Raw genomic sequence first — 24,108 nt, 5'->3', positions numbered from 1 at the left:
AAATGAAAGTGATTTATACTTATAGAAAAACCCCCTATGCAGCTTACATAGCTGCATCTCTTCATTTACATATGAAAATAGAAGCATCTACAATTCATGTCCAAGGGGAATGGGGGCTTCGCTATGTAGGAATGGATGAAAATTATAATGAAGTTTATATTTGTCTTAGAGGACAGCGACTAAGAATTTTTAATCATCTAGTAAAAAGTATGGCTGAAATTTATGAAGAAAAGATTAAAGTCATCGACTTGAGCCAATATGAAGGATGGCGATATCATTTTATATCAGTAGAAAAAATGATATCGCTGATCTTGCAGTCAAGGGAAGAGATAAAATGAAGATCATTTATAATTGCTATGGCGGGACCCACACATCAATCGTAACAGCATCTATTCATGTGGGCCGCCTACCAATGGATCGGATTCCTCATAGTGTGGAATTGAATGAGATTTCAGCCTATGATCGAATGGAGACTGGGGATATAGGGTATCTTACATATATGGGAAAAGATGAGTATCATAACGATGTTTATGCTGTGGGATTGGGATCCCAGCGTGTTTTTTATACAGGAATATTGCATCAACTATCCAATGAATTAACCACTTATCAAAAACAGGAATTACTAGTAATAGATACCTTAAGATTTGCCCATTTCACCGTTCATATCGGAGGTTTTTTATCCAGAAAAATACATCTTATTTCACTAGGAAGGCCATTAGTGAACTACGGAATCAAAAGGTGCTATCCATCACTGATACAATTGGTGGCAAATGTAAAGAAAAGCCTTCAATAAGCAGAAGTATTAGAAGTAAGTGCTTGACGCTAATAAAGTCAAGTGATAATATTAGTTGATGTGGATTCCTGGAAAATATGATATAATATTAGTACCAAGTACTAAAAGTAAATAAAAGTAGGTGTTTTTTTGAAGGAAGTTAAGATTAAGAATGTGATTAGTAAGGTGTATGAAGGAAGTATTGCTGAAGAAGTAGGCATTGAAGTAGATGATATTTTGATTAATATCAATGGAAACCTCATAGAAGATATTATTGAATATAAATTTTATTTGTCGGATGAATACTTGGAGATTGAAATTGAAAAACCCAATGGTGAGAGCTGGGTTTATGAAGTGGAAAAGGATTATGACGAAGACTTGGGGATGGAGTTTGAAAATCCCATCATTGATCAGGCAAAGAGCTGTAAAAACAATTGCCTTTTTTGCTTTGTGGATCAACTACCACCAAATATGCGTGAAAGTTTGTATTTTAAAGATGATGATTCGAGGCTGTCCTTTTTACATGGGAATTATATTACCTTAACGAATATGAAGGATAAAGATATTGAAAAAATTATAAAATATCGAATTAGTCCCATTAATATATCTGTACATACAACCAATGGTGAATTGAGAAAGCAAATGCTTAATAATCGTTTTGCTGGAAATATTTTAGACATTCTGAAAAAGCTGCACGATCATCACATTGAAATGAACTGTCAAATTGTTCTATGCCCTAATGTCAATGATGGAAAAGAACTAGATGATACATTGCGACATCTAGGGAATTTAAGTGAAAGCATAAAAAGTGTTGCAGTTGTGCCAGTTGGATTAACTGCGTATCGTCAGCACTTACAGGAGGTTCAACCATTTAACCGTTCCACAGCCAGTAAAACAGTAGAACAAATTGAGGGCTGGCAACGACAATTCCAAAAGTACATGGGACGTAACTTTGTTTATACATCTGATGAGTTTTATATATTAGCAGAAAAAGCATTGCCTGATTATGATAGTTATGAAGGCTTTCCACAGTTAGAAAATGGTGTTGGAATGGTGGTGAAGCTCAAAAAGGAATTTCATAATTACATAAGCAAGCTATCAGTTAAATTGAATCAACCTAAGAGCATCACAATACTAACAGGACAATCCTCCTGTGAAATCATCAAAGAGTTAGGACATCAACTAACGGAGACGGTACATGGGCTACAAGTGAATGTGGTGTGCATTAAAAATCGCTTTTTCGGGGGACATGTGTCGGTAACAGGTTTAATTACAGGAAGTGATATTCTCAGTACTTTAAAAGGGCAACCATTAGGAGATGGAGTCATGATCCCAGAATCCATGTTAAAAAGTGGGGAATTGGTCTTTTTAGATGATGTGACTGTATCAGAAATAGAAGAAGCATTAGAAGTTCCAATTCAAGTGTGTGAAGTGAATGGCAAGCAATTTGTTAAAGGATTGCTGACATTTCCAATAAAAGACAAAGGTAAGAGGTGAAGTATATGGCAAAACCAATTGTTGCAATCGTAGGAAGACCAAATGTAGGAAAGTCTACACTTTTTAATAAAATTATAGGACATAGAATTTCCATAGTAGAAGATCAACCAGGTGTGACCCGTGATCGTATTTATGCAGAAGTAGAATGGTTGGATCACTATTTTACTTTAATTGACACTGGAGGAATTGATGCAGATACAGAAGAAATCATTCCAGCTCAAATGAGGGAGCAAGCACAACTAGCTATTGAGACAGCAGATGTGACTGTTTTCATGGTGGATGGACGTGCAGGACTCACAACTTCTGATCGTGAAGTGGCTGAGATGCTAAGAAAATCTCATAAACCAGTATTATTAGCAATGAACAAAGTAGATACCAGTAACCGTTTGGATTCCTTTTATGAGTTTTATGAATTAGGAATAGGTGATCCTATTGAAATATCCTCAGCCCAAGGATTGGGCATCGGTGATTTACTAGATGAGATTGTAAAACATTTCCCTGAAAATAAAGGCGTTATTTATGATGATGACGTGATTAAGGTAGCTATTATTGGAAAACCAAATGTAGGGAAGTCCTCTATTGTTAATAGTATTTTAGGAGAAAACCGAGTCATTGTCAGTGATATCGCCGGAACCACAAGGGATGCTATCGACACCCCATTTAATGATGGGGAAGATCAATATGTTTTAATTGATACGGCAGGGCTAAGAAGAAAAAGTAAGATAAAAGAAAACATAGAAAAATATAGTGTGATCCGTTCTATTGCAGCTGTTGAACGAGCAGATGTTTGCCTATTGGTAATTGATGCAACCGAAGGGGTAACGGAGCAGGATACAAAAGTAGCTGGATTTAGTCATGAAAATGGCAAAGGAACGATCATTGTTGTGAATAAATGGGACTTAATCGAAAAAGATAATAATACTATGAACAAATTTATCAAAGAAATTAGGACTGAATTAGCCTATTTAAGCTATGCGCCAATTCTATTTATTTCAGCGTTAACGAGACAAAGAATGCCTAAGGTATTAGAAACGGTGAAGTTTATTTCTAATCAGCGTGCAATGCGTGTACCAACTGGCGGGTTAAATGAAGTCATAGGAGAAGCAACTTTACTAAATCAACCACCTTCTGATAAAGGCAAGCGATTAAAAATATTCTATGGCACTCAGGGTTCAATTAAGCCTCCTACATTTGTTCTCTTTATCAATGACAAAAAGCTAATGCACTTTTCCTATGAGCGTTATATTGAAAATCGAATTCGAGAAAACTTTGGATTCGAGGGAACGCCTATTCGTTTTATTTACAGGGAAAAATCAGGGAGGGACTAAAGTATGATAAACCTACTGGTCATCATAAGTGCATATTTTATTGGCAATTTCTCAACTTCCTTTATCGTAGGTAAGCTGACCTCAAACATCGATATTCGGCAGCATGGAAGTGGCAACGCAGGCTCAACCAATGTACTCAGAACTTTAGGGGTAAAGGCAGCTGCATTGACCTTCTTGGGAGATACACTCAAGGGGATGCTCTCTTTTTATTTAGCACAGCGGTTTGTAGGAGAGCAAGCCGCATTGATGGCGGGTATTGCAGTTGTCATAGGACATAATTGGCCAGTTTTACTGGGTTTTAAGGGAGGAAAGGGAATTGCGACTACCATCGGGGTTGCTCTGATAGCCAGTCCCTTGGCAGCGATTGCATCCATTTCTTTAGGTGTTGTCATTTTATATCGTTATAAATACGTTTCATTGTCCTCCATAACAGCCATGACTATACTGCCATTCTTTTTATTTTCTTATGGGCTGGAGTATTTTATTTTTGGATTAGTACTATCAGTGATGGCAATTTATAGACACAGGGAGAACATCAAAAGATTAAGGACAGGAACAGAGAAAAAAATTGGTAGAAAAACCAGTGTTTAATAAAAGGTGGGGTTAATATGACACATTCATCTATAACAGTCTTAGGTGCTGGAAGCTGGGGAACAGCCCTAAGTTTAATTTTAGCAAAAAAAGGTCATGAAGTTAAACTTTGGATGCGAAATCAAGAACAGTATGAAGAAATGAACCGTCAAAGAGAAAATACAAAATACTTACCAGGCACTCAACTACATGAAAACATCAAACTGTATGTAGATATTGAAAAAGCTGTTAAGGGGACGGATGTCGTATTATTAACGATTTCATCCCAGGCAGTACGGGGTGTGCTAAAGAACATTAGATCAATCATTACCAGGGAGCAAATTATTGTTAATGCTGCTAAGGGACTTGAAGCTAATACACTGCTTCGAATTTCTCAAGTGGTAGAGGAAGAATTAGGTTCACACCCCTTTGCAGTCCTCTCAGGACCTTCCCATGCGGAAGAGGTATCAAAGGATATACCGACCACTGTAGTTGTAGCAGCCTACGAAAGAAGCGTTGCGGAATGTATTCAGGACTTGTTCATGTCTTCTTATTTTAGGGTATATACAAATCCTGACGTGATAGGGGTTGAGTTAGGAGGAGCCTTGAAGAATGTTATTGCATTTGGAGCAGGAATTTCTGATGGACTTGGCTACGGAGACAATGCTAAAGCAGCTTTGATGACAAGAGGAATCCGAGAAATTGCTAGATTGGGTAGCGCCATGGGTGGAAAGCTAGAGACCTTTGCGGGCCTTACGGGAATTGGAGACCTGATTGTGACCTGTACCAGTATGCATAGTCGAAATCGAAGAGCTGGAATATTAACAGGACAAGGAAAAAGCCTGGAGGAAACCTTATCTGAGATTGGAATGGTGGTAGAAGGAATTAAAACCACTAAGGCTGCCTTTGAGCTGGCAAAACAATATCAGATTGAGATGCCTATCACTGAAGAGATATATAGTATTTTATACAAAGACATTCCTCCCCGTGTGGCTGTCAGTAATTTAATGAGTCGGGACCGAACCCATGAAATAGAAGACATTGTGGACGCAGAAAAAATAAATTGGTAAATAAGCAACGCCTATAAAAGAGTCACTTTTATAGGTGTTTTTTAATACATAAAACAGAGGAGTCCTAATCAAAGTGCTAGTACTTGATGGTATTAGCAGAGTGGTTAGAGAATTATTTAATTTGAAATATAAAAAAATAGCATAAAAACCTGAGATTAAAAATATAAAGTAATAAACAGGATTAAGGGGGTCTAGTTGTCATATTCTTTGTCCTTTATCATATATTTATAATGTTATGGAAGGATAATGGATTACTTTATAATTTTGATCAAAAGGAGGGAACAGTATGGAAAGGTACGACATTTATAGAGATATAGCACAACGTACCCAGGGTGACATTTATATAGGAGTAGTTGGGCCTGTTAGAACAGGGAAGTCTACTTTTATTAAGCGGGTTATGGATTTACTGGTATTACCTAACATTGAAAATTCCTACAAAAAAGAGCGAGCAAAAGATGAACTACCTCAAAGTGGAACAGGGAAAACAATTACAACCACGGAACCTAAATTTGTCCCAAATGAGGCAGTAGAATTGACCCTAAAGGAAAATGCATCCTTTAAGCTACGAATGATTGATTGCGTGGGTTATTTAGTTGAGGGGGCCCTTGGACATGAAGAAGAGGGCAATCCAAGAATGGTGAATACCCCCTGGTTTGAAAAGCAAATTCCATTTGAGGAGGCCGCTGAAATTGGAACCAGAAAGGTAATACAGGAACATTCAACTATTGGGCTTGTGATTACAACAGATGCCTCTATTACAGAGATCGAACGTGAGAATTATATTGATGCCGAAGAAAGAGTGATTAATGAATTAAAAGAAATTAATAAGCCATTTGTTATTGTATTAAATAGTAAAAGGCCAAATCAACCAGAAACAGAGGAATTGAAGAATCAACTAGAGGAGAAGTATGAGGTACCAGTGGTCATTAAAAACTGCGCAACCATGGAAATGGATGATATTCATGAAATATTAGAGCATGTACTTTTTGAATTTCCCATTACAGAAATCAACATTAACTTACCAGGGTGGTTGGAAAGTATTGAAACCAATCATTGGTTAAAGGGTTCAATTTTAACAGCCATCAAAGAAAGTGTTAAAGATATGAGAAAATTAAGAGATGTTGGAGGAATGGTAGATAGTCTTAAGGGAATTGAAAATATTAAGAGAGCAAATCTTGAGAGCATTCAGATGGGTGAAGGAGCTGCTTTAATCGATTTAGCAACCGATGATGGACTTTTCTATAAAATCATTGAAGAAAAAACAGGCTATGGCATTGAAGGAGATCATCAATTGTTGGGAATGATTACAGAACTAGCTAAGGCAAAGAAGGCCTACGATAGAGTAGAAAAAGCACTAGATGATGTAAAAAATATTGGATATGGTCTTGTACCGCCAGCATTTGATGAGCTTGCCTTAGAAGAGCCAGAAATATTCAGACATGGAAACCAGTTTGGCGTAAAGCTCAGGGCTAATGCACCATCATTGCACTTTATTCGTGCTGACATTTCCACAGAAGTATCGCCAATCGTTGGTACAGAAAAGCAGAGTGAGGAATTGGTAAAGTACTTGCTAGAGGAATTTGAGAATGATACAGATAAAATTTGGCAGTCACATATGTTTGGGAAATCATTACATGACTTGGTAAAAGAACAGCTGCAAAATAAATTATATATGATGCCGGAGGATACCCGCATTAAGTTACAAAGAACCCTACAGAAGATCATCAACGATGGTAATGGTGGCTTGATCGCGATTATATTATAACTTGGACCAGGGTATAGGATCTCTATACCCTGGTTACTTTGAAAAAAAGTACTTTATTGAGTTGAAGCAAATAAAAGGCCTTGACATTTTTACATAAGGGACATAAAATGATACATGTGGTGGATTCAATAACAACAAAATGCACTAATGTGTTTTCTTAATTCGGAGCGTGGCGCAGCTTGGTAGCGCGCATGGCTGGGGGCCATGAGGTCGCAGGTTCGAATCCTGTCGCTCCGACCAAACTTGAAATTTCAACATTTACAGAGGTTTTAACTTTTCCCAATTGCAAATTAGTCCTCATGGCTATTAGATAAAAATCTAGTAGTCATGTGGACTTTTTTCTTATCTAAAATGGCTTGTATCTATCTTAAATAATTTTAGGAGTGATACAAAATGAAAAGAATGACACTTCAAAAAAATAATTCTACTAAAACTATTCAAGAAGGGTTTAAAGAATTTTATCGTTTCTGTAGAGTGAAAAACCTATCAGAGCCAACCTTAACTTATTATCAAGAAACCCTTGATACCTTTCAAAACTTTTATCCATTGTCCAATCAAATTTCCACTATTAACAAAACAATAACGGATGATTACGTTTTATTTCTCAAAAATAATAGTAATATGAATGATATTTCTATTAATACCAAAATTAAAGGACTGCGTACCATTCTATATTATTTTATGGAACTGGAATACATGGACAACTTTAAAATTAAATTAATGATGGCACAAAAGAAAATTAAAGAAACCTATACCGATGCAGAATTAAAATTATTATTAAAGAAGCCAAACTTGAAACAATGTGGTTTTGCAGAATATAGGGATTGGACAATTGTAAATTATTTACTTGGTACAGGTAATAGAGTAGATACAATTGTAAATGTTAGAATAAAGGATATTGATTTTGAAAGTGGCTATATTAAATTGGACAAAACCAAAAATAAACGACAACAATTAATTCCCCTGTCTAATGTATTGGCAAAAGTATTAACAGAATATCTACAATACAGAGATGGAGAGAAGGAAGATTATTTGTTTGTTTCTGTGTATGGTGCTAAATTAAATGGAAATAGCCTTGGGCATAGTATTAAGAAGTATAATCAACGTAGAGGGGTACTGAAAACATCCGTTCATTTATTCCGTCATACATTCGCTAAAAAGTGGATTTTGAATGGAGGTGATATTTTTAGATTACAAAAAATTCTTGGTCACTCAACTTTAGATATAGTAAGAGAATATGTAAATATGTTTGGTGAAGATTTGCAGAAGGATTACGATAAATTTAATGCATTAGAACAAATGACAGAAGTTAGTAAACATACAATGGTCAAACCTTCTAAAATGGGAAGTATGAGATGAAATTAAAACTGTAAAGGGGACTGCTTAGGCAGTTCTTTTTTTCGTTACGAGAGGGACACAGAATCCGTTTTAAGCAAAAAAAAAGTAAAGTCATACTATCTTACCTTTAGGATCGGTACAGGGGAAAAAATGGGGTGTTTTTAGGCAACTATTTTAAGAATGTAGTATTTGCAATGATTACGTGATTTTGAGGAGTGTTGAAATTTCAACGTTTGTAAAATTAGGTAATTGGCAGTGGGGAGGATTAAAGTTAGTAATACTTTTTTATTAATAAAAATGTTAAAAATTCAATAATAACCCCAAATACAAAAAAGGCTTGACGAAAAATACAATCAATGTTATATTTAAAACAGAACCAATTTTTGGGTATAAAAAACTAGACCTCTGGTTTCTGAGGTTAAATTCATTATATACTAGATTAGATAGTAGTGTCAAGAGAAACTTTAAAAATTGAGAGGAGAATTAATATGAAGAGTGAAAACATATATATTATGAGCATTGAAGGTGCAAGAATTTGGGAGCATATTAATAGAGAGAAAGAATTATTTACAAACTATGGAGGAATGGTACCAAAGTCGCTAGAACTCACAAAATTAATTGAAGCAGGATTAAAGTGGCAAGATAGTAAGAAATATAACAAGACGGTTACCGATGATATTATAAATGTTAATTTTAAACAAAAGGTTAAGAGTGCTGATGAAATCATAAAAATATTGAAACAGAAAAATAAAGATGAAAAAGATGAGAAGAAAAAGGAAGAAAGAGAAAAAAATATTGAGAAATTAGTAGTCAATAAAAATAGCCACATATGGAAAGAAGTTAAAACGTATGATGCGGATGATGAAGATGGATTAAGAACACTATTGTATACAAATGGGTTTACTCTAGAAATAAATAACAAGAAAATAGAATATGTTGTTTATTCTAGAACATCCGCAAAAAGCAGGATAGGCAAAGTATTATTTATCAAAAAACAATTAAAGGGAAAAATGACAAAGTGGAAAAGATTGGGAATGAACTTGGATGGCAGAGAAGATGTTGATTTTGCAGGACTTCTAGCGTACGAAAGTTTGGTAAGTAGTAGCATAAAAGATACCATAAAGATTAATCCACAAAACATTTTGATTTTATCTGATGTTAAAAGTATATTTAAGATTAATTGTAATGTAGTAGGCAAGGATGAGAATGGAAAACTAGTAAGTAAGCAACATAATGATTACGATATGGAAAATGACATATTTGATGGTGAAGGATTGTTGGATAGTAGTTATTTCACAAATGGAAAATCCATGATGCTATTAAGACAACATATGTTTAAATGCTGTGTATTTAATACTAACGTCCAAAGCTTCTTAAAAGACTATGCAGATGAAAATGGAATAGATTTTGAAACGTGGGAAATAGAAAATATGTTCAATCAAAAGATTTTTGCAAAAGATATACATTTAATTACTACTCCCAACTCGTTAAAGGCATTAAAATTTGCAAATGTAAAGGGTAGTGAGAAAAAAATGTGGAATTGTTGGAAAGAGAAAGTCGAAGCAGATAAAAACATATTTGGAATTTGCAAATCAGAAGAAAAAAGCAAACATGGCGAAGATGAATATGGAAAAATTATGCAACAAACATCCTATCAAATGTTGAATTCCATGCCTTTCAATAAAGATGATGTGGGAGAATTAGCAAAATTTGAATTAGAGCATATAGACAAATTAAAAAATGATGATGGTACATATGTAGAGTATTTAAAAGAAAATGCAAATAAAATGAATTGTAATGAAATGTTGTTTGATTTATTTAAAAGGAATAGCAACATTGCCAATACGAAATTATTTAAGGAAAAAAGAAAGAAGGATATAAATAATCGTGTAACACACGTGAAAAAAGGGAAGATACGATTAAGTGGGGATTATACAACGATTGTGGGGAATGGGTTAGAACTACTATATCATGCTATAGGCGAGCTACCTGTATTAAATGGAATCCTACAATACGATTCGTGGAAAGATAGAATGGTTCTAAAGGGAAATGAAGTATATACAACATTACATCCCTTTGGTGCTGAATACGTTGGTTTTAGAAATCCCCATACATCTCCATCGAATGTACTGGTAGTAGAAAATAAAAATAACAACTTCATAGAGAAATATTTCAATCTTAACGATAATATAATCTACACAAATGCAATTGATTTTCCGCTACAAAGAATTTTGAGTGGACAGGATCTGGATTCAGATTCCTTAGTTTTGTTTAATGAAAATGACAAGATGTTAGAAGTGGCAAAAGAATGCTATATAGGAAGTAGCAAGTATAGAGTTTGTGTAAATGCAATCGAAACAAGCAAAAACCTGTACACGATATTAAATAGAGATATGGCAAAAATAGATAATACACTTTCGAAAAGTCAACGACAGATTGGGAAAGTAGTAAATATGGGTGCGAGATACATTAGCCAATATTGGGACACGTACAACAAGGGTGGTAGTGAAGGGGATTTGCAGGAATTGCTTGAGAAGATAGATATAGCAACGGTATTAGGAGAAATAGCAATAGACCAAGTGAAGAGAATGTATGATATAGATGTAGAAGAACAAATTACGCACTTAGAAAAATGTGGATTGCTGGATAAAGAAAAACCTCTATTCTTTAAAAATATAAGCAAGAATAAATATAAGAAAAAGAAAAAGAGTGTGCATAAAAAATACGAAACCACGATGGACTATTTGCAGGAAATTATGGACAATCTTCTAAAGGCTAAAGAAAGAGATACATTACAACTTGAAAAAATGGTTATTGATGTAGATACGAGGAAGGTAAAAAATAGGCAAGTTGAAGGAATCATAAAAGCGATAATGGAAATGACAAGCAAAATAAAATATATTAAAACAACAATGTTGGATGACGATAATGAAAAAGAAAAGTATAATGCAATAGACAATGTAATAAATGAACATATGCAAAAAGTGGAAAGATATAAAATAAAGAAAGAAACTGTATGTGCAATTGTGGAGGAAGTGATTGGTGGAGATTACATATACAAAATGGAAATCCTAAACGCTTTATATAATGCAGATAAAGAAACATTCTTAGAAGCATTTAGGACAACTGGAAAAAAAGGGTAGTTTTGGTGTTTTGGTGGACAAAAACACTGTTGTACCCTTTGGAAATACTATAAAGTTATGGTTCTTATATGGAAGGGAATGTGGTGAGAAGTTGCAACCAAGTTATTAATAACTTGTCTCGGACGAAAAACTATATGTTGAGTAGTCGCATTTTCTTCTGCTTTTGATTAGTTCAGAACATACTTTTCCTTAACCTTAGTATATCAGACAATTGCAGGTATGTCAAACTTTATTTTGTGTTCCTTTTTTAAAATATTTTCGCATAGTTATCTTTATTATAACCTATAATTATAATAATATGCAAGATAAATTTAAAAATAATAAGAAGCATTTTTTAGATTACATCAAATTTGGTGTATTGTAAAAGGTGCTTTTTTAGTACCTTTTTACGCTAATAAATTAAATTCTTAATATGTCATTTAAGTTGCCGACTTCTTTCCAGTAGCCAAACTGGACACCTCCAAAATTGCTAAGTCGGCTGAACATGGGGAATTAATGCCATGTAATGTTGTCTATATATTTAGGCAACTTTCTTTTTAAATTAAGGGAGGGTCAAATTTGACACCCTTTTATATATTTTTTAGCAACTTTAAGACCTGCAACTATTGAAAGGAGATTGAGTGAGGTGAGAGAGAATGTAAGGGAAGTTTTAAAACAAAATGGTATAAAACATAAATGGCTGCACGAACAGTTAGGCATAAGCAAGTCACACTTTAGCCACTGGTTACGTGGTGAAAGAGATTTGAAACAAGATCATATTAACAAGATTAAAGAAGTATTAAAAATTAATTAGGGGCTATTGCATAGGAAACACATTACAACGTCTATATGGGCAAATGTGGGGCTTATACAGGGCAACTATAAGGAGGAATTATAAATGTTAGAACAATTAAAAGCAAAATTAAGTGAAGAAGAAATAAAAGGATTAGAAACACATATTTAATCGGAAACGGATAAAGTGAGAACGAGTTATACTAAGCAAATTAAAGATTTAGAGAAGTATAAACCAAAGGATAAAACCGATGCAGAATTAGCACTAGAACAGAAAATGGCAGACTTAGAAACTAAACAAAAAGAAATTGAAGCAAAGGAAAGACAATACAAAGTGCAAGATACACTTGCGCAAAATGAACTGCCTAAAGATTTGGCTAAATATCTAAATGTTGGGGATGATGAAATGGAAACTATTGCAAGTGAATTAGGGTCTATTCTGAATAACCATCTAATGAATAATAGTTATAAGCCAAAGGACAGAAAAAAAAATGATGGCATGACAAAGGAACAATTTAGAAAGTTAAATTATTCTGAACGTGAAAGTTTACATAGTAATAGTCCAGAGCTTTATAAAAAATTAAGCGAGTAATCAAGGCATCTATACAAAGAGGTGTAGGTGTCTTTTTACATAGATGGGATTGCCCTTCAATTTGGGGACAGTCCCTTTTTAATACAAAAAATTAATTAATAGGAGGAATTTTAATGTTAATAAAACCAGATATTTATGCAGGATTAGTAAGAGAGAAATTTGAGGGAAAGATGAAAATAGGTAATCTAGCAACTAATTTAGGAATCCTTGCTAATACCACTGTAGGGGAAACCGTAACATTTCCAAAATGGAAACTAATAGGTGATCCGACCGAAATGCAAAAAGGTGATTCTATTGATACAGAAGAATTACAACAAACTTCTAGTCAAGCTACTATTAAGCAAATTGGTAAGGGTGTAAGAGTTTACGATATTGAAAATATTACTGCACTAGGAAATGCAATTGATGAAGGGGCTACACAACAAGGTAAAGTATTTGCTAGAAAATTAGATTTAGATTTAATAGAGGAAGCATTAACTTCTCCGTTACAATCTACGGTAGCAGATGCGACTGCAATTACTTCTGATGAGATTAATCAGGGATTGCAACTTTTTGGGGACGAGGCTGACGTGGAAGAAATTGAAGGAATTGTTGCACATTCTCTATTAGTACCTAGTTTTCTATCTATGGATGGATTTGTAGATGCCCAAAAGACATTTACTGCTGATGGTTCAGGTATTCAAAGAAACGGTTTACTAGGATACTTTCGAGGAATCCAAGTATTTATTGCCGATCATAGCAAAGGTGCAGTGGGTACATACGACAATATATCTAACAAATGTAATACTTTTATTATTAAAAAGGGTGCATTGGGTTATATGCAAAAGCGTGGAATTAATATCGAATTAGATAGAGTTGCAAAGATAAAAGCGTCTGATATTTTTGGAGATTATATTTATGCCGTCAAATTACTTAATGATGCAGGTGTAGTTGTATTAAGTAAATAGTATCCAATAGGAGAGGGGATTTTTCCCTTCTCTTTTTTAAAGTTACAAAACAAGACAAAGGAGAGATCACATGTTAAGTCCAGAAAAATTAAAATTAATTAGATTAATAAAAAAGAAAACACAACACAACAACAAATTGCAGATGCTTTAGGATGTTCTACACAGTACATTACCATGATGGAAGGCAGAAAAAGACCCATTACAGATGAAAAGTATGATAAGTGGATTAAGGCATTGAACAATGTAGATGCAGAAGTTGCAGAGATTGAAGAAATTGAAAAAGAGATTAAAAAACCTAGTAAAACAAACAAAAAATAGAGAGGTAGGTGTAAGTTATAGTTTAGTACGCTATACCTCACATTATGTGAGAGAGAGAGTGAAATATGTAGAGGAAGTAAAAAACATATAACACTTTAAATGAATGAACAGCAAAAAAGATTGTTTCCAGAATGGACAGAGGACACTTCAACAAATCATACTTTATGTTTAAGTGACGATTTAGATAGTTTGCTATCATCTATATTTTTAAAGCAAGTAAAAGGATACGATATAAGCCATTTCTATACATTTAAATCAATTAGTAGAAGTGTAGAGCATGGACACGCTACAAAAGATGTAATTGGTGTAGATGTGGACTTTGCTAATGGTAAATGTTGGGGTAACCACGTTACTATGTTATCTCCTACAGATAACTGTGATAGCCAGTGTGCCAATTTAAACATTACAAATATGATTAATAAAAACAACTATACAGATAAATTTTGTGGAAGTACACTATTGCAAATATTATCTTATTACAATGTTGATATATCAAGTTGGACAGATGTAACTGGTAAAATAAAAGGGAGAGATTTTGGCAAACAAAAACGGAGAATAATTTCCAATTTACTACAATAATAATATCCCTTCTGGTAGAATTAGTTAGCTAGTGACACCAGAGGAGGAATGAAATTGAAGGAGTGGAATATGTTTGCTGAAATCCAAGGATACAAGTCCAAAGGACTGAATAAATCACAGGTAGCAAGGAGGCTGGAGATCGACTATAAAACAGTACATAAATATTGGGATATGACACCAGATGAATTTGCAAGCTTAAGACAAAGAACTGAATCTAGAGAAAGGAAGGTGGACAAATATAAGGACGAAGTCTTAGCATGGATTAGAGAACATAGGGATTTATCAAGTGCTCAAATATATGATTGGCTAGAGGAAAAATATCATGTGCTGGACTTTAAGGATAGAACTTTACGACTATATGTCAATCACTTAAGGGAAGAACATAAGCTCCCTAAAGTAGTTTCAGCAAGGCAATTTGAGGAGGTGGATGAGCTTCCTATGGGATATCAAGCACAGGTTGACCTGGGCCAAATATGGCTAGATAAACCTGACAAAACAAGAATCAAAGTATATTGCTTTGGTATGGTTTTATCCCATTCCAGACATAAATACATCTATTGGATAGACAAGCCCTTTACTACCCAGACATTCATTGAGGCCCATAATAAAGCCTTTGAATATTTTGGAGGAATGCCTAAGGAGGTTGTTTATGACCAGGACAGAGTCCTAGTGGTATCAGAAAATCATGGAGATATCATATACACAGAAGGATTTCAAAACTATATTAATTCCCTTAAGTTTAAAGTGTACCTTTGCAGGGGTTATGACCCACAGAGTAAAGGGAAAATTGAAGCCGTAGTGAAATATGCCAAGTATAATTTTGCAAAGAATAGAACATTTGTAGATATTGACTCATTTAATGATGATTCGCTGAAATGGTTAGAAAGAAGAGGTAATAAAAAAGTCCATGAAACAACAAAGAAGGTACCGGCAGAAGTGTTTGCCCTGGAAAAGGAACACTTAAAGCCAATACCCACTCTATTTGTAAACACAACTAATACAAATAGTTTAACCTATCTCGTTAGAAAAAACAATACAGTTTTTTACAAGCAAAATAGATACCAAGTCCCTACGGGAACCTATTCTCCAGGGAAAGAGGTTAAATTAATTATTAAGAAAGATACCATGGAAATTAAGAACCAAGATACAGAACAGTTAATTATTGAACATAAAATCAGTCAGGATAAAGGAAAATTAGTGAAAATAGAGCACTATGATAGGAATGAGAGTAAACACTGTACAAGTCATGAAATCTACAACAAAGTGTTAAAAAGCTTAGACCATACTGAAAAGGCTAATGAATTTGTTGATGTATTAAAAATAGAGAAGCCAAGACACTTTAAAGATCAATTTGCCCTAATAATGAATACAGTAAAAAACCAAGACAAATCAATTGTTCAAAGGGCATTAAGCTACTGTATTGAAAGGAAATTGTTTAGCGCAGGGCTCTTGAAGGATGCCATACAGTACTTAAAACTTGAAGAAAACAGACAACTAAATAAGAAGTACTTTAAAGCTGACATAACTACTCCTTCAAAATATCAGGATTTAAAGCCTCAAGTACGAGATATTAGAGAATACATGAGTGCCCTGAAGGAGGATAAAAGAAAATGGAAAAATTAGAATCAATAAAGGATCACGCTAAAAAACTCAAATTGAACTACTTAAATACCAATGCAGATTCCATCGTTGAAAATGCTGACATAAACAACATTTCATATCAGAATCTTTTACTGTCAATATTAGAAAACGAAGTCGATCTCAGAGAGAAAAAGGCCCAGGAACGCAGAGTTAAGGCTGCAGGCTTTCCGGTACTTAAGACAATAGAAGAGTTCGATCTAACCTTTCAAAGATCGATTACCCAAAGACAAATCAATAGTCTTATTGAGATGGACTGGATAGATAGAATGTATAATCTAATACTTTTAGGCCCTCCAGGGGTAGGTAAAAGCCACTTGTGTATTGCATTAGGGTACAAGGCTGTAGAGATGGGCTACAAGGTTAGCTTCACCACCATGGACAATCTGATGCACTGTTTAAAAACACAGGAGATATCAAGAAAAAGCAAAGGGAAAATCAACAATGTTTTATCTTCTAGTCTTCTGATCATCGATGAGCTAGGTTACCTCCCCATATCAAGAGAAGAAGCGAACTTGTTTTTCCAATTAATATCAGCCCTTCATGAACAAACATCGTTAATTATTACCTCCAACAAAGGGCTTGAAGATTGGACCGAGTTATTAGGGGACCCCGCTTTAACCACGGCAGTGTTAGATAGAATCACTTACAGATGTGAGCTATTTAATATGACAGGTAAGAGCTATAGATTAGAACATCGAGAATCATTGTTTTAATAGATGAAGGAGGCGATTGTGATTATGTTGTTAAGAGAGAAAGATTTAAAAAAGTATTTGTTTAGCAGAAGGATAACTATCTCTGATGGCTTAAAGCAGGAATTATTAAATGAGTATGGATCTCCTGTAGAAGATGATGAAGGTCATATTTTCGAGTATACGGAGCAAGATATTTATGAGCAAATCAGAAAAGTCATAAGAGATAAAAACTAATATTCGTTTAATAAAGTTCAGTGATTATAAGATAAATTACAAGCAGTAGTGTATGGAGAGATTTGGAAATTACTATGGAAAACTATTTGCCAAAATTTCTCCAAAAACACTTGCCAGTTACAACAGATGAAGCACAAATGATATTGATGTGTATAGATTCATCATATTTGCCATTTTATAGCGATTATTTTAAGCCCATAGGCACTAAATGGATGAATGAGGTGTTAGAGTATCCAGAACTAACAGAATTAACTAAGAAGTATTCTAAAGCCGATTTTGAAGCACTTAACAAAAAGTATAATTTAAAAGGAAAAATAAATATAGATGGTGGTTATTTGTCCACTAATATAAATCTTACCGAATTAAGTAGGGTTTTTTCTATGCCCATTAATCTGCCACCACAGAAATTTGAAGTCCTTAGAGAGTTAAAAACATATACAAAATCTAATCTGTCTAAAAAACCAAGTGGAATATTTAGTTTAGCATTGACTAGAAAAAATGAAGTTAAATATAGCAAACTAATAAAAGAGGTGAAATGATGGGGAAAAATGACAATGTACTATTCTACATATTTAGTATTCATTTAATAGCATATTTAAGAAGTATAGGAATTTATCAAGAAAAGGTTACAACAACAGAAACAGGCAAGAAAGCGTATTGGTTTAAAAATAATAGAGAATTACAACAACACATACAGGACTATAAAGGTGATTGGGAATTGCAAGAGTTTATAAAAGCGTTAAGAAAAATTAAAGGTGAAATGGTAGGTTAGATAGTGTGGTTAAATGGGACTACTCAAAACTGAAAGGAGAATGAATGATGGAATTTAAAACAATTTTTTCTATGAAAATGGCAGGTTATTTAATGCAAAGAGGATTTGTGCTACTAGACATTAGAGAAAGCGATGATGGAAGTGGTCGAAAAGTGTTTTACTTTAAACAGTCCGAAATGCTTAGTAACGCAATGAATGAGTATAGGAAATAGGGGGTAATCTAATGATAGATTTAATCAAATTAGAAAAACAAAAACAACATCTCAACGATGTAATTATAAATGGGAATAATAAAGATAAATTCAAGGTATTAGATTTGGAAGCAGGGACAGGCAAAACGCTACAGGCAGAAATATCCATTGCTAACGCTAATAGAAAATCAATATTGGTAAGGGAACGTATAAAGGATTGTATAGAGAGCCAGGACAGGATTAATAATATAGCAGGTATGGATATTGCCATTGCTATTAATTCGGAAACAGTAAATGCGAAACAGTGGGAAACATTGCAAAAGCAAATAAAGCACTATGCAGTGGTAATTATTACCCACGAAAAATACAAGTCATTGGCTATCCGTAGCAAGGATAGGCAAACTTTTATACAAGGTAGAGAAATACTTGTAATAGACGAATTTCTCAACATTACAAACGGTAATATTCTATCTATATCTAAAAAATGGATAGATGAATTTGAAACACTTCTACAACACAGATCATTGAGAAACCTATTTGCAGAATGTGTAGATGAGATTGAGGACTATCTTATAACTATTAAGAAGCCACAATCTTTTTTTAATGCCAAAATTAATGTAGATAAGAAAATAAACAAACTTAAACAATTAGCAAAAGAGAATTTAGATGTAAAAGAATTGCAGGAACAAGGACATAGTAAGAATGAGATTGTGGAAACCATAGACAATCTAAAACAATTCTATAATCAAACTTGTGTGGTCGAAGGTAAGATCATCTATTGCACTAATAGAAAATATCGGTATTGGCTACTGGATAATAATGTAATGTTAGATGCTAGTGCTACACTGAACAAGGCATATAATTTAAGCCCACTATTTGAAATTAGCCGTCAAGGTGCAGTTTTTCGCCATGAGAAGTGGTCTTTTCTTATTTCTAAAACTAATAGTACAAAGAGTGCTAAGGGTAGAGCTTTAGATTTCTATGAAGTGGTTAATAGAGTTGCAGGTAAACTAGACAATCCATTAGTTGTGGGGAATAAGGATGATTCTTCACATTTTCAATCGGATAATATTAATTGGTTTGGTAATCTAACAGGAAGTAACCAATACAGAGATTTAAAGGACTGTATTATTGCCCACAATCCCAACGTACCATTCAGAACGTATGTGTTGGAATATCTATACTATAGCAATATTAAATTAGACAACAGGACAACATGGACAGGTATTAAAAGTGGTAAAGGTGATGAAATGGTATATAGATTTAAGGACAAAAGGTTTGAGGACTATAGACAAGGTAGAAATGCCAATGAGATATATCAAGCCATTAAACGTGTGAATAGGTCAATGGAATATGAGAGTAAGATATTCATTTTTAATAACGATATGGAAGTGGTAAATAAGGTATTAAAGATGTTTAAGGGTGTAAAGGAATCGGCTATCACTGAACATGATAACGTGGTTGAGTTTGAGAAATCGAAACAAAAAGAACATCTACAAGAACATAATCAGAATCAAAAAGATAATAGTTATTCCACTAAATTTATTGATTTGATGCAGGAAATTAAACAAGGCAATCATAAGGAATTAATAGATGGTCGTAAGATTAAGAAATTAGTTATTTGTGAAAAGGTAGGATTAGATATTAATAAATTTAGACGAAGAATAGGTAATAATGCAGATGTACTTGACTATTGCAATAAAAACAATATCCTTATCAAAGGACAAAATGTGATGGTAGGATAACCACTTCTGTTTGTGAGAAAACCAAAGTATATCCTATCGGATAATTTACATACACGTTGCACGTGTTTGTGTATATTTAATATTATTAGTTATAAAGTAGCATAAAAATTTCACCCTCTATAAACGTTGAAAATTAAATGTGTACAGGAAACGACCCCCCCACTTCTTAATAGTTATATGTTATTCTTTATATTCTTTAAGGAATGGGGGGTACACTTCTATGTGTCCATTGAAATTACTATTGTTGAAGGGTGTAATAATATTTACCTACTTTTTTATAATATAGATAATTCGCTTTATTTTGCGTAGCAAATAAGCAAGGAAACGCTAGTTTACATTAGTTTACTAACAGTAGTGGTAAGAGAATTGATAGAAGGAGGGCTAGTATATGGAGAGTATAGATTTCGATGTAAAGATGGATGACATCAGTATAAACCAGAAAAAAATAAGAATTGAATCAGAAAAATTAATTCAGAAACTTCAAATTGGACAGAAAGAGGTGGTATAAATGGGTAGTCCAAAACGTGAAAAAGGAATTAGACTAAAATTAATGGAATATACAACAGAAAAAAAGTCATATTGGATATTGTGGAAGTATGGTGTGCTTTATCGGGAAAATAAAAGTTTTGAAGAATTTAGTAAAAAGTTTTTAGGTGGTATGAATGAAGAATATGCAGAACAATATTTATTGGAAGAAGATGTTCAAAAGGCAATTAAACATTTGCATAAAATTCTCCATACACAGAAGATGGTGGAATTGTATAATATATATTTTGAACGTGCTAAGGATGATACTAATGCCTTTAAAGCGTTTGCAGATTTTAGTAAAACATTCTTTGCCGAGGATAAAGAAAGTGATTTGGCTGCCTTGCTAAATGGGGTAGATATAGATGAACAATAGCAAAGGGGTTAAAAGTGGAGATAAACGGAGTAAATTAAAGATAATACTAGATAGTCCAGTTTTATATATGGAAAACTTTTTAAAGATAGCAAATAAAAATGGTAAAGTAATACCATTTAAATTAAATCCTCAACAACTTAAATTTGTAGAGGAAAAAAGTAAATATAATGTAATACTAAAAAGCCGACAATTAGGGTTCAGCACCCTTGCATGTGGGCTTTCTGTTTATACTGCATGTACTAAACCCAATACAACAAGTTTATTGCTTAGTTATTCAATAGATAGTGCTAATGGTATATTCGATAAGTTAAAACAGATTTATTATGATATGCCAGATGTATTGAAACCTGCATTACACAATAATAATAAGAAGGAATTAAAATTTGAAAACGGGTCTAAAATCGTTATTAGCACTTGTGGTAATAAAGATGTGGCTAGGGGATTAACGCTAAATGGAATAGTACATATTAGTGAGATGGCATTTATGAAAGAAACGATAGAAAAGCAACTATTGGCAATTGAACAGGCAGTGTCTACAGATGGAATTATAATAGTAGAATCCACTGCAAATGGACTTAATTTCTTTAATCAGTTTTGGGAGAAGGCAGAAAATCAAGTCAATATGTATAAACCATTCTTCTTTAGTTGGATTGAGGATAGAGTTATGTTTGTAGAGGAAATAGAACAGTTTGTAGAGGTGTGGAAGGATCGGCATGGTACATTGCCTAGTGTAGATGAATTAGAAGGCGAGGAATTAGACTTATACGAACAAGGTGCTACAATTGAACAGTTAGTTTGGAGAAGGTTAAAGATAAGTAATAGTAGTTTGGAACAATTTAAACAAGAGTTTCCATCTAACTCTACAGAGGCATTTTTGACTACTGGGAATGGAATATTTGATGTAAATTACATTGCCGAAAGATTGAGATATATAAATAAGCATATAGCAAAGCCAAAGGATTTACCTTCCAGTTTAAAAATTGGATATGGTAAGTCTTTTTTAATGTGGGAAAGACCACGTGTGGGCATGAAATATTATTGTGGTGTAGATGCAAGTGAAGGGCTAGGACAAGATTATAGTGTTGTAGAGGTGGTAGATTCAGAAGGTAATCAAGTTGCAGAGTATCGGAGTAATACCATTAAACCTTACAAATTTGCAGAGGTAGTGGATGCAATAGGCAGATATTATAACAAAGCTTATTTAGTTGTGGAGAAGGCATCTAGTGGACATAGTGTATTAGATCGTTTACGTCACGATTATAAGTATCTTAATATGCACAAGCACAAGGAATACGATGCTAGGGGTAGGAAAAAGAAAAAAATAGGATTTAACACTACTTCACAGACGAAAACAATGATTATCAATGATTTAGTTGAAGCAATTGAAACTGGTGGATTGCTAATTAATAGTAAGCATGTATTAGAAGAGATGAAGGTATTTGTGGCTGATGGTGGCAAGATGGGTGCAATGGTAGGTCGCCATGATGATTGTGTAATGGGTATAGCACTAGCATTGCATGGATTAAAGGTTGGAATGTGGTACGTGTAAATCCACTAACCAACCCAATTTTGGGTCGGTTAATTTATAACTACAGGAGGTAATAAAATGAGTTTAGGTAGATATATACAAGTAAATTTTGACAATGATTTATTTTGGTTTGCAGATGAGGTTAAGAAGGCACATCATTTAATGAGGGTGTCAAAGGTACTAGAGAATAAGAATTATATAAAGGGTATTCACAAGGTGCTAAATCGTGAAGATATGGAATATAAGGGCGAGAAATACGTTACAAGGAAGATAGTATTGCAAACTGCCAAGACCATAATGAATTTCCACAGTACATATTTATTGGGTAAGCCAGTTAGTTTGGTTGGCAGTAGTGAAGGTATGGTTAAGGAATTTAATAGGATATATAGGCAAGGGAATTTTAACAGTACAGATTTTAAGATTGTAGATAAAATTAATAAATATGGTGATGTATTTGAATACGTGTATATGGATGGTGGCAAGATTAAAAGCAAATTGATTAATTCAGAAGATGCCTATCCAGTCTATAGTGATGGCAATGAGTACATAGCATTTATAGAACATTATGTAATTGATAGTATCAGTTATTATACTGTGTTTACAGAGGACAAGGTGTTGAAGTGGAACAATGAACATGGAGAATTTAACAAAGTAGAGGAATATGCTAATGTTAGTGGATTGCCGATACATTACCACAATCTTAATGATGATGATGAAATGTTTGGGAAAAGTGAATTGGAAGATATAAAGGGTATCCTAGATGAAATGGAAGATATATTAAGTAAGTTTTCCGATAGTATATATACTAATAGCCTTAATCCTATGCCAGTTGTAAGTGGACAAAGGATAGATAGTACAATTCCAGCCGATGCAATGGGTTATGTGTTGAATTTAGAAGATGGGGCAGATTATAAGGTCACTAGTACAATGTTAGACTATAATAGTATTAAATTGCTCTATGATACCTTAAAACAATCATTACTTGAAGTGGCAGGTATGCCTAGTATTGCGATGGGTCAAGGGAATATTGCTAATGTGAGTGAAACTTCCTTAAAGATGCTATACCAGATGGCTGATGTAAAGGCTATGTTGAATGAACGGTATGTTAGAGAAGGTATGAATAAGCGTTTTGAGGTAATTAGGGATATGATTGGTAGAGGTGGTATGACGTTTGGTACAGATGATTATGTAGATGTAGAGTTTGATTATGCTAGACCAATTAATGTATCTGACTTATTGGATAATCTAGGTAAACAACATGGCATGGGTGCTATTAGTGGTAAGACAGTAATCGAGAAGTCACCACTGACAAACAACGTTGAGCAAGAAATAGGAAGATTGAGAGAGGAAACGGGAGATATTAAGAAAAAAGAGGAAGAGAACAGAGAAAAGAAGAAGGAAGAATAGGGAGAAATCAAGGAAATTTACACAAAAATTGCAAGTGTTAAACAAAAAGTATAAGTGTGTAATATAACTGTAACATATCTGTAATTTGATTGTAATAATTGGGGTACAAATGTTCGGCTGTTACTATATATAGTGGTATATCCAGAAGTGGATACACTATATATAGTGTACCTAATGGTCATATTTGGCACTCATAGCCGATTTTTCGACCATGATAATGTCCGAATATGACTATAAACAGACATTATGATCTAGGAATGTTGCAAATACACAGTTCCTAATGTAATACAATTGGATTATATTACAT

The 24,108-nt window shown here is 33.8% G+C and carries 24 protein-coding genes and 1 tRNA gene; all 25 read left to right on the top strand.

Annotation, left to right across the window (positions count from 1 at the left end; all coding sequences use genetic code 11):
- Positions 1 to 2: 2 nt before the first annotated feature.
- The 25 genes from AMET_RS14100 (at position 3) to AMET_RS13995 (ending at position 23,801) form a co-directional block, all read left to right on the top strand.
- Positions 3 to 338 (top strand): DUF3189 family protein, encoded by a 336-nt coding sequence (locus tag AMET_RS14100; RefSeq protein WP_012063978.1) that lies wholly within the window; start codon positions 3 to 5, stop codon positions 336 to 338.
- Positions 335 to 793, top strand: a complete 459-nt coding sequence (locus AMET_RS14095; RefSeq protein ID WP_012063977.1) for a DUF3189 family protein — start codon at positions 335 to 337, stop codon at positions 791 to 793. Before AMET_RS14100 ends, AMET_RS14095 begins: the two co-directional genes overlap by 4 nt.
- 129 nt (positions 794 to 922) lie before the next feature.
- Complete coding sequence (locus AMET_RS14090) at positions 923 to 2,269, top strand: DUF512 domain-containing protein (protein ID WP_012063976.1); 1,347 nt, start codon at positions 923 to 925, stop codon at positions 2,267 to 2,269.
- Between the two features lie 5 nt (positions 2,270 to 2,274).
- Positions 2,275 to 3,597 carry a ribosome biogenesis GTPase Der gene (der, locus tag AMET_RS14085; protein WP_012063975.1) on the top strand — a complete coding sequence of 441 codons (1,323 nt, stop codon included), beginning with the start codon at positions 2,275 to 2,277 and terminating at the stop codon, positions 3,595 to 3,597.
- Positions 3,598 to 3,600: 3 nt separating this feature from the next.
- Positions 3,601 to 4,188 (top strand): glycerol-3-phosphate 1-O-acyltransferase PlsY, encoded by a 588-nt coding sequence (plsY, locus tag AMET_RS14080; RefSeq protein ID WP_012063974.1) that lies wholly within the window; start codon positions 3,601 to 3,603, stop codon positions 4,186 to 4,188.
- A 17-nt stretch (positions 4,189 to 4,205) separates the two neighbouring features.
- On the top strand, positions 4,206 to 5,237 hold the full coding sequence (locus AMET_RS14075; RefSeq protein WP_012063973.1) for an NAD(P)H-dependent glycerol-3-phosphate dehydrogenase: 1,032 nt from the start codon (positions 4,206 to 4,208) through the stop codon (positions 5,235 to 5,237).
- 286 nt (positions 5,238 to 5,523) lie between these two features.
- Positions 5,524 to 7,002, top strand: a complete 1,479-nt coding sequence (gene spoIVA / locus AMET_RS14070; RefSeq protein ID WP_012063972.1) for a stage IV sporulation protein A — start codon at positions 5,524 to 5,526, stop codon at positions 7,000 to 7,002.
- 163 nt (positions 7,003 to 7,165) lie between these two features.
- Positions 7,166 to 7,242, top strand: a tRNA-Pro gene (locus AMET_RS14065).
- A gap of 153 nt (positions 7,243 to 7,395) precedes the next feature.
- Positions 7,396 to 8,361, top strand: a complete 966-nt coding sequence (locus AMET_RS14060; RefSeq protein ID WP_012063971.1) for a tyrosine-type recombinase/integrase — start codon at positions 7,396 to 7,398, stop codon at positions 8,359 to 8,361.
- Between the two features lie 467 nt (positions 8,362 to 8,828).
- The gene (locus AMET_RS14055) at positions 8,829 to 11,483 is read left to right on the top strand and encodes a hypothetical protein (protein ID WP_012063970.1); all 2,655 of its coding nucleotides are present in this window, start codon (positions 8,829 to 8,831) and stop codon (positions 11,481 to 11,483) included.
- 625 nt (positions 11,484 to 12,108) lie between these two features.
- Positions 12,109 to 12,276 (top strand): helix-turn-helix domain-containing protein, encoded by a 168-nt coding sequence (locus tag AMET_RS25850; protein WP_198135346.1) that lies wholly within the window; start codon positions 12,109 to 12,111, stop codon positions 12,274 to 12,276.
- Between the two features lie 165 nt (positions 12,277 to 12,441).
- On the top strand, positions 12,442 to 12,846 hold the full coding sequence (locus AMET_RS14050; protein WP_012063968.1) for a hypothetical protein: 405 nt from the start codon (positions 12,442 to 12,444) through the stop codon (positions 12,844 to 12,846).
- 113 nt (positions 12,847 to 12,959) lie between these two features.
- Positions 12,960 to 13,793: a phage major capsid protein gene (locus AMET_RS14045; RefSeq protein ID WP_012063967.1), complete on the top strand. Its 834-nt coding sequence runs from the start codon at positions 12,960 to 12,962 to the stop codon at positions 13,791 to 13,793.
- 102 nt (positions 13,794 to 13,895) lie between these two features.
- Entirely contained in the window at positions 13,896 to 14,111 is a 216-nt protein-coding gene (locus AMET_RS25065; RefSeq protein WP_083761001.1) for a helix-turn-helix domain-containing protein, read from the top strand.
- Between the two features lie 99 nt (positions 14,112 to 14,210).
- A complete protein-coding gene (locus AMET_RS14040) occupies positions 14,211 to 14,690 on the top strand; it encodes a hypothetical protein (RefSeq protein ID WP_012063965.1) in 480 nt (159 codons plus the stop codon).
- A 54-nt stretch (positions 14,691 to 14,744) separates the two neighbouring features.
- Positions 14,745 to 16,313: an IS21 family transposase gene (istA, locus tag AMET_RS14035; protein ID WP_049765184.1), complete on the top strand. Its 1,569-nt coding sequence runs from the start codon at positions 14,745 to 14,747 to the stop codon at positions 16,311 to 16,313.
- Positions 16,301 to 17,044: an IS21-like element helper ATPase IstB gene (istB, locus tag AMET_RS14030; protein WP_012062302.1), complete on the top strand. Its 744-nt coding sequence runs from the start codon at positions 16,301 to 16,303 to the stop codon at positions 17,042 to 17,044. Before istA ends, istB begins: the two co-directional genes overlap by 13 nt.
- A 24-nt stretch (positions 17,045 to 17,068) precedes the next feature.
- Positions 17,069 to 17,257: a hypothetical protein gene (locus tag AMET_RS14025; RefSeq protein WP_041720379.1), complete on the top strand. Its 189-nt coding sequence runs from the start codon at positions 17,069 to 17,071 to the stop codon at positions 17,255 to 17,257.
- 74 nt (positions 17,258 to 17,331) lie between these two features.
- A complete protein-coding gene (locus tag AMET_RS14020; protein ID WP_049765267.1) occupies positions 17,332 to 17,796 on the top strand; it encodes a hypothetical protein in 465 nt (154 codons plus the stop codon).
- Positions 17,793 to 18,029, top strand: a complete 237-nt coding sequence (locus AMET_RS14015) for a DUF5659 domain-containing protein (protein WP_012063963.1) — start codon at positions 17,793 to 17,795, stop codon at positions 18,027 to 18,029. The genes AMET_RS14020 and AMET_RS14015 overlap by 4 nt, the downstream gene beginning before the upstream one ends.
- A gap of 44 nt (positions 18,030 to 18,073) precedes the next feature.
- On the top strand, positions 18,074 to 18,241 hold the full coding sequence (locus AMET_RS25845) for a DUF5659 domain-containing protein (RefSeq protein WP_012063962.1): 168 nt from the start codon (positions 18,074 to 18,076) through the stop codon (positions 18,239 to 18,241).
- An 11-nt stretch (positions 18,242 to 18,252) separates the two neighbouring features.
- On the top strand, positions 18,253 to 19,965 hold the full coding sequence (locus tag AMET_RS14010; protein WP_012063961.1) for a hypothetical protein: 1,713 nt from the start codon (positions 18,253 to 18,255) through the stop codon (positions 19,963 to 19,965).
- 508 nt (positions 19,966 to 20,473) lie between these two features.
- A complete protein-coding gene (locus AMET_RS14005) occupies positions 20,474 to 20,866 on the top strand; it encodes a hypothetical protein (protein WP_012063959.1) in 393 nt (130 codons plus the stop codon).
- A complete protein-coding gene (locus tag AMET_RS14000; protein WP_012063958.1) occupies positions 20,856 to 22,415 on the top strand; it encodes a phage terminase large subunit family protein in 1,560 nt (519 codons plus the stop codon). The genes AMET_RS14005 and AMET_RS14000 overlap by 11 nt, the downstream gene beginning before the upstream one ends.
- A gap of 57 nt (positions 22,416 to 22,472) precedes the next feature.
- Positions 22,473 to 23,801 carry a phage portal protein gene (locus tag AMET_RS13995; protein ID WP_012063957.1) on the top strand — a complete coding sequence of 443 codons (1,329 nt, stop codon included), beginning with the start codon at positions 22,473 to 22,475 and terminating at the stop codon, positions 23,799 to 23,801.
- The last annotated feature ends 307 nt before the right edge of the window (positions 23,802 to 24,108 follow it).

Origin of the sequence: Alkaliphilus metalliredigens QYMF (assembly GCF_000016985.1) — a bacterium.
Lineage (GTDB): Bacteria > Bacillota > Clostridia > Peptostreptococcales > Natronincolaceae > Alkaliphilus_A > Alkaliphilus_A metalliredigens.
Note: the sequence above shows the minus strand (reverse complement) of the source record. Positions and strands in the feature narration are given on the sequence as shown.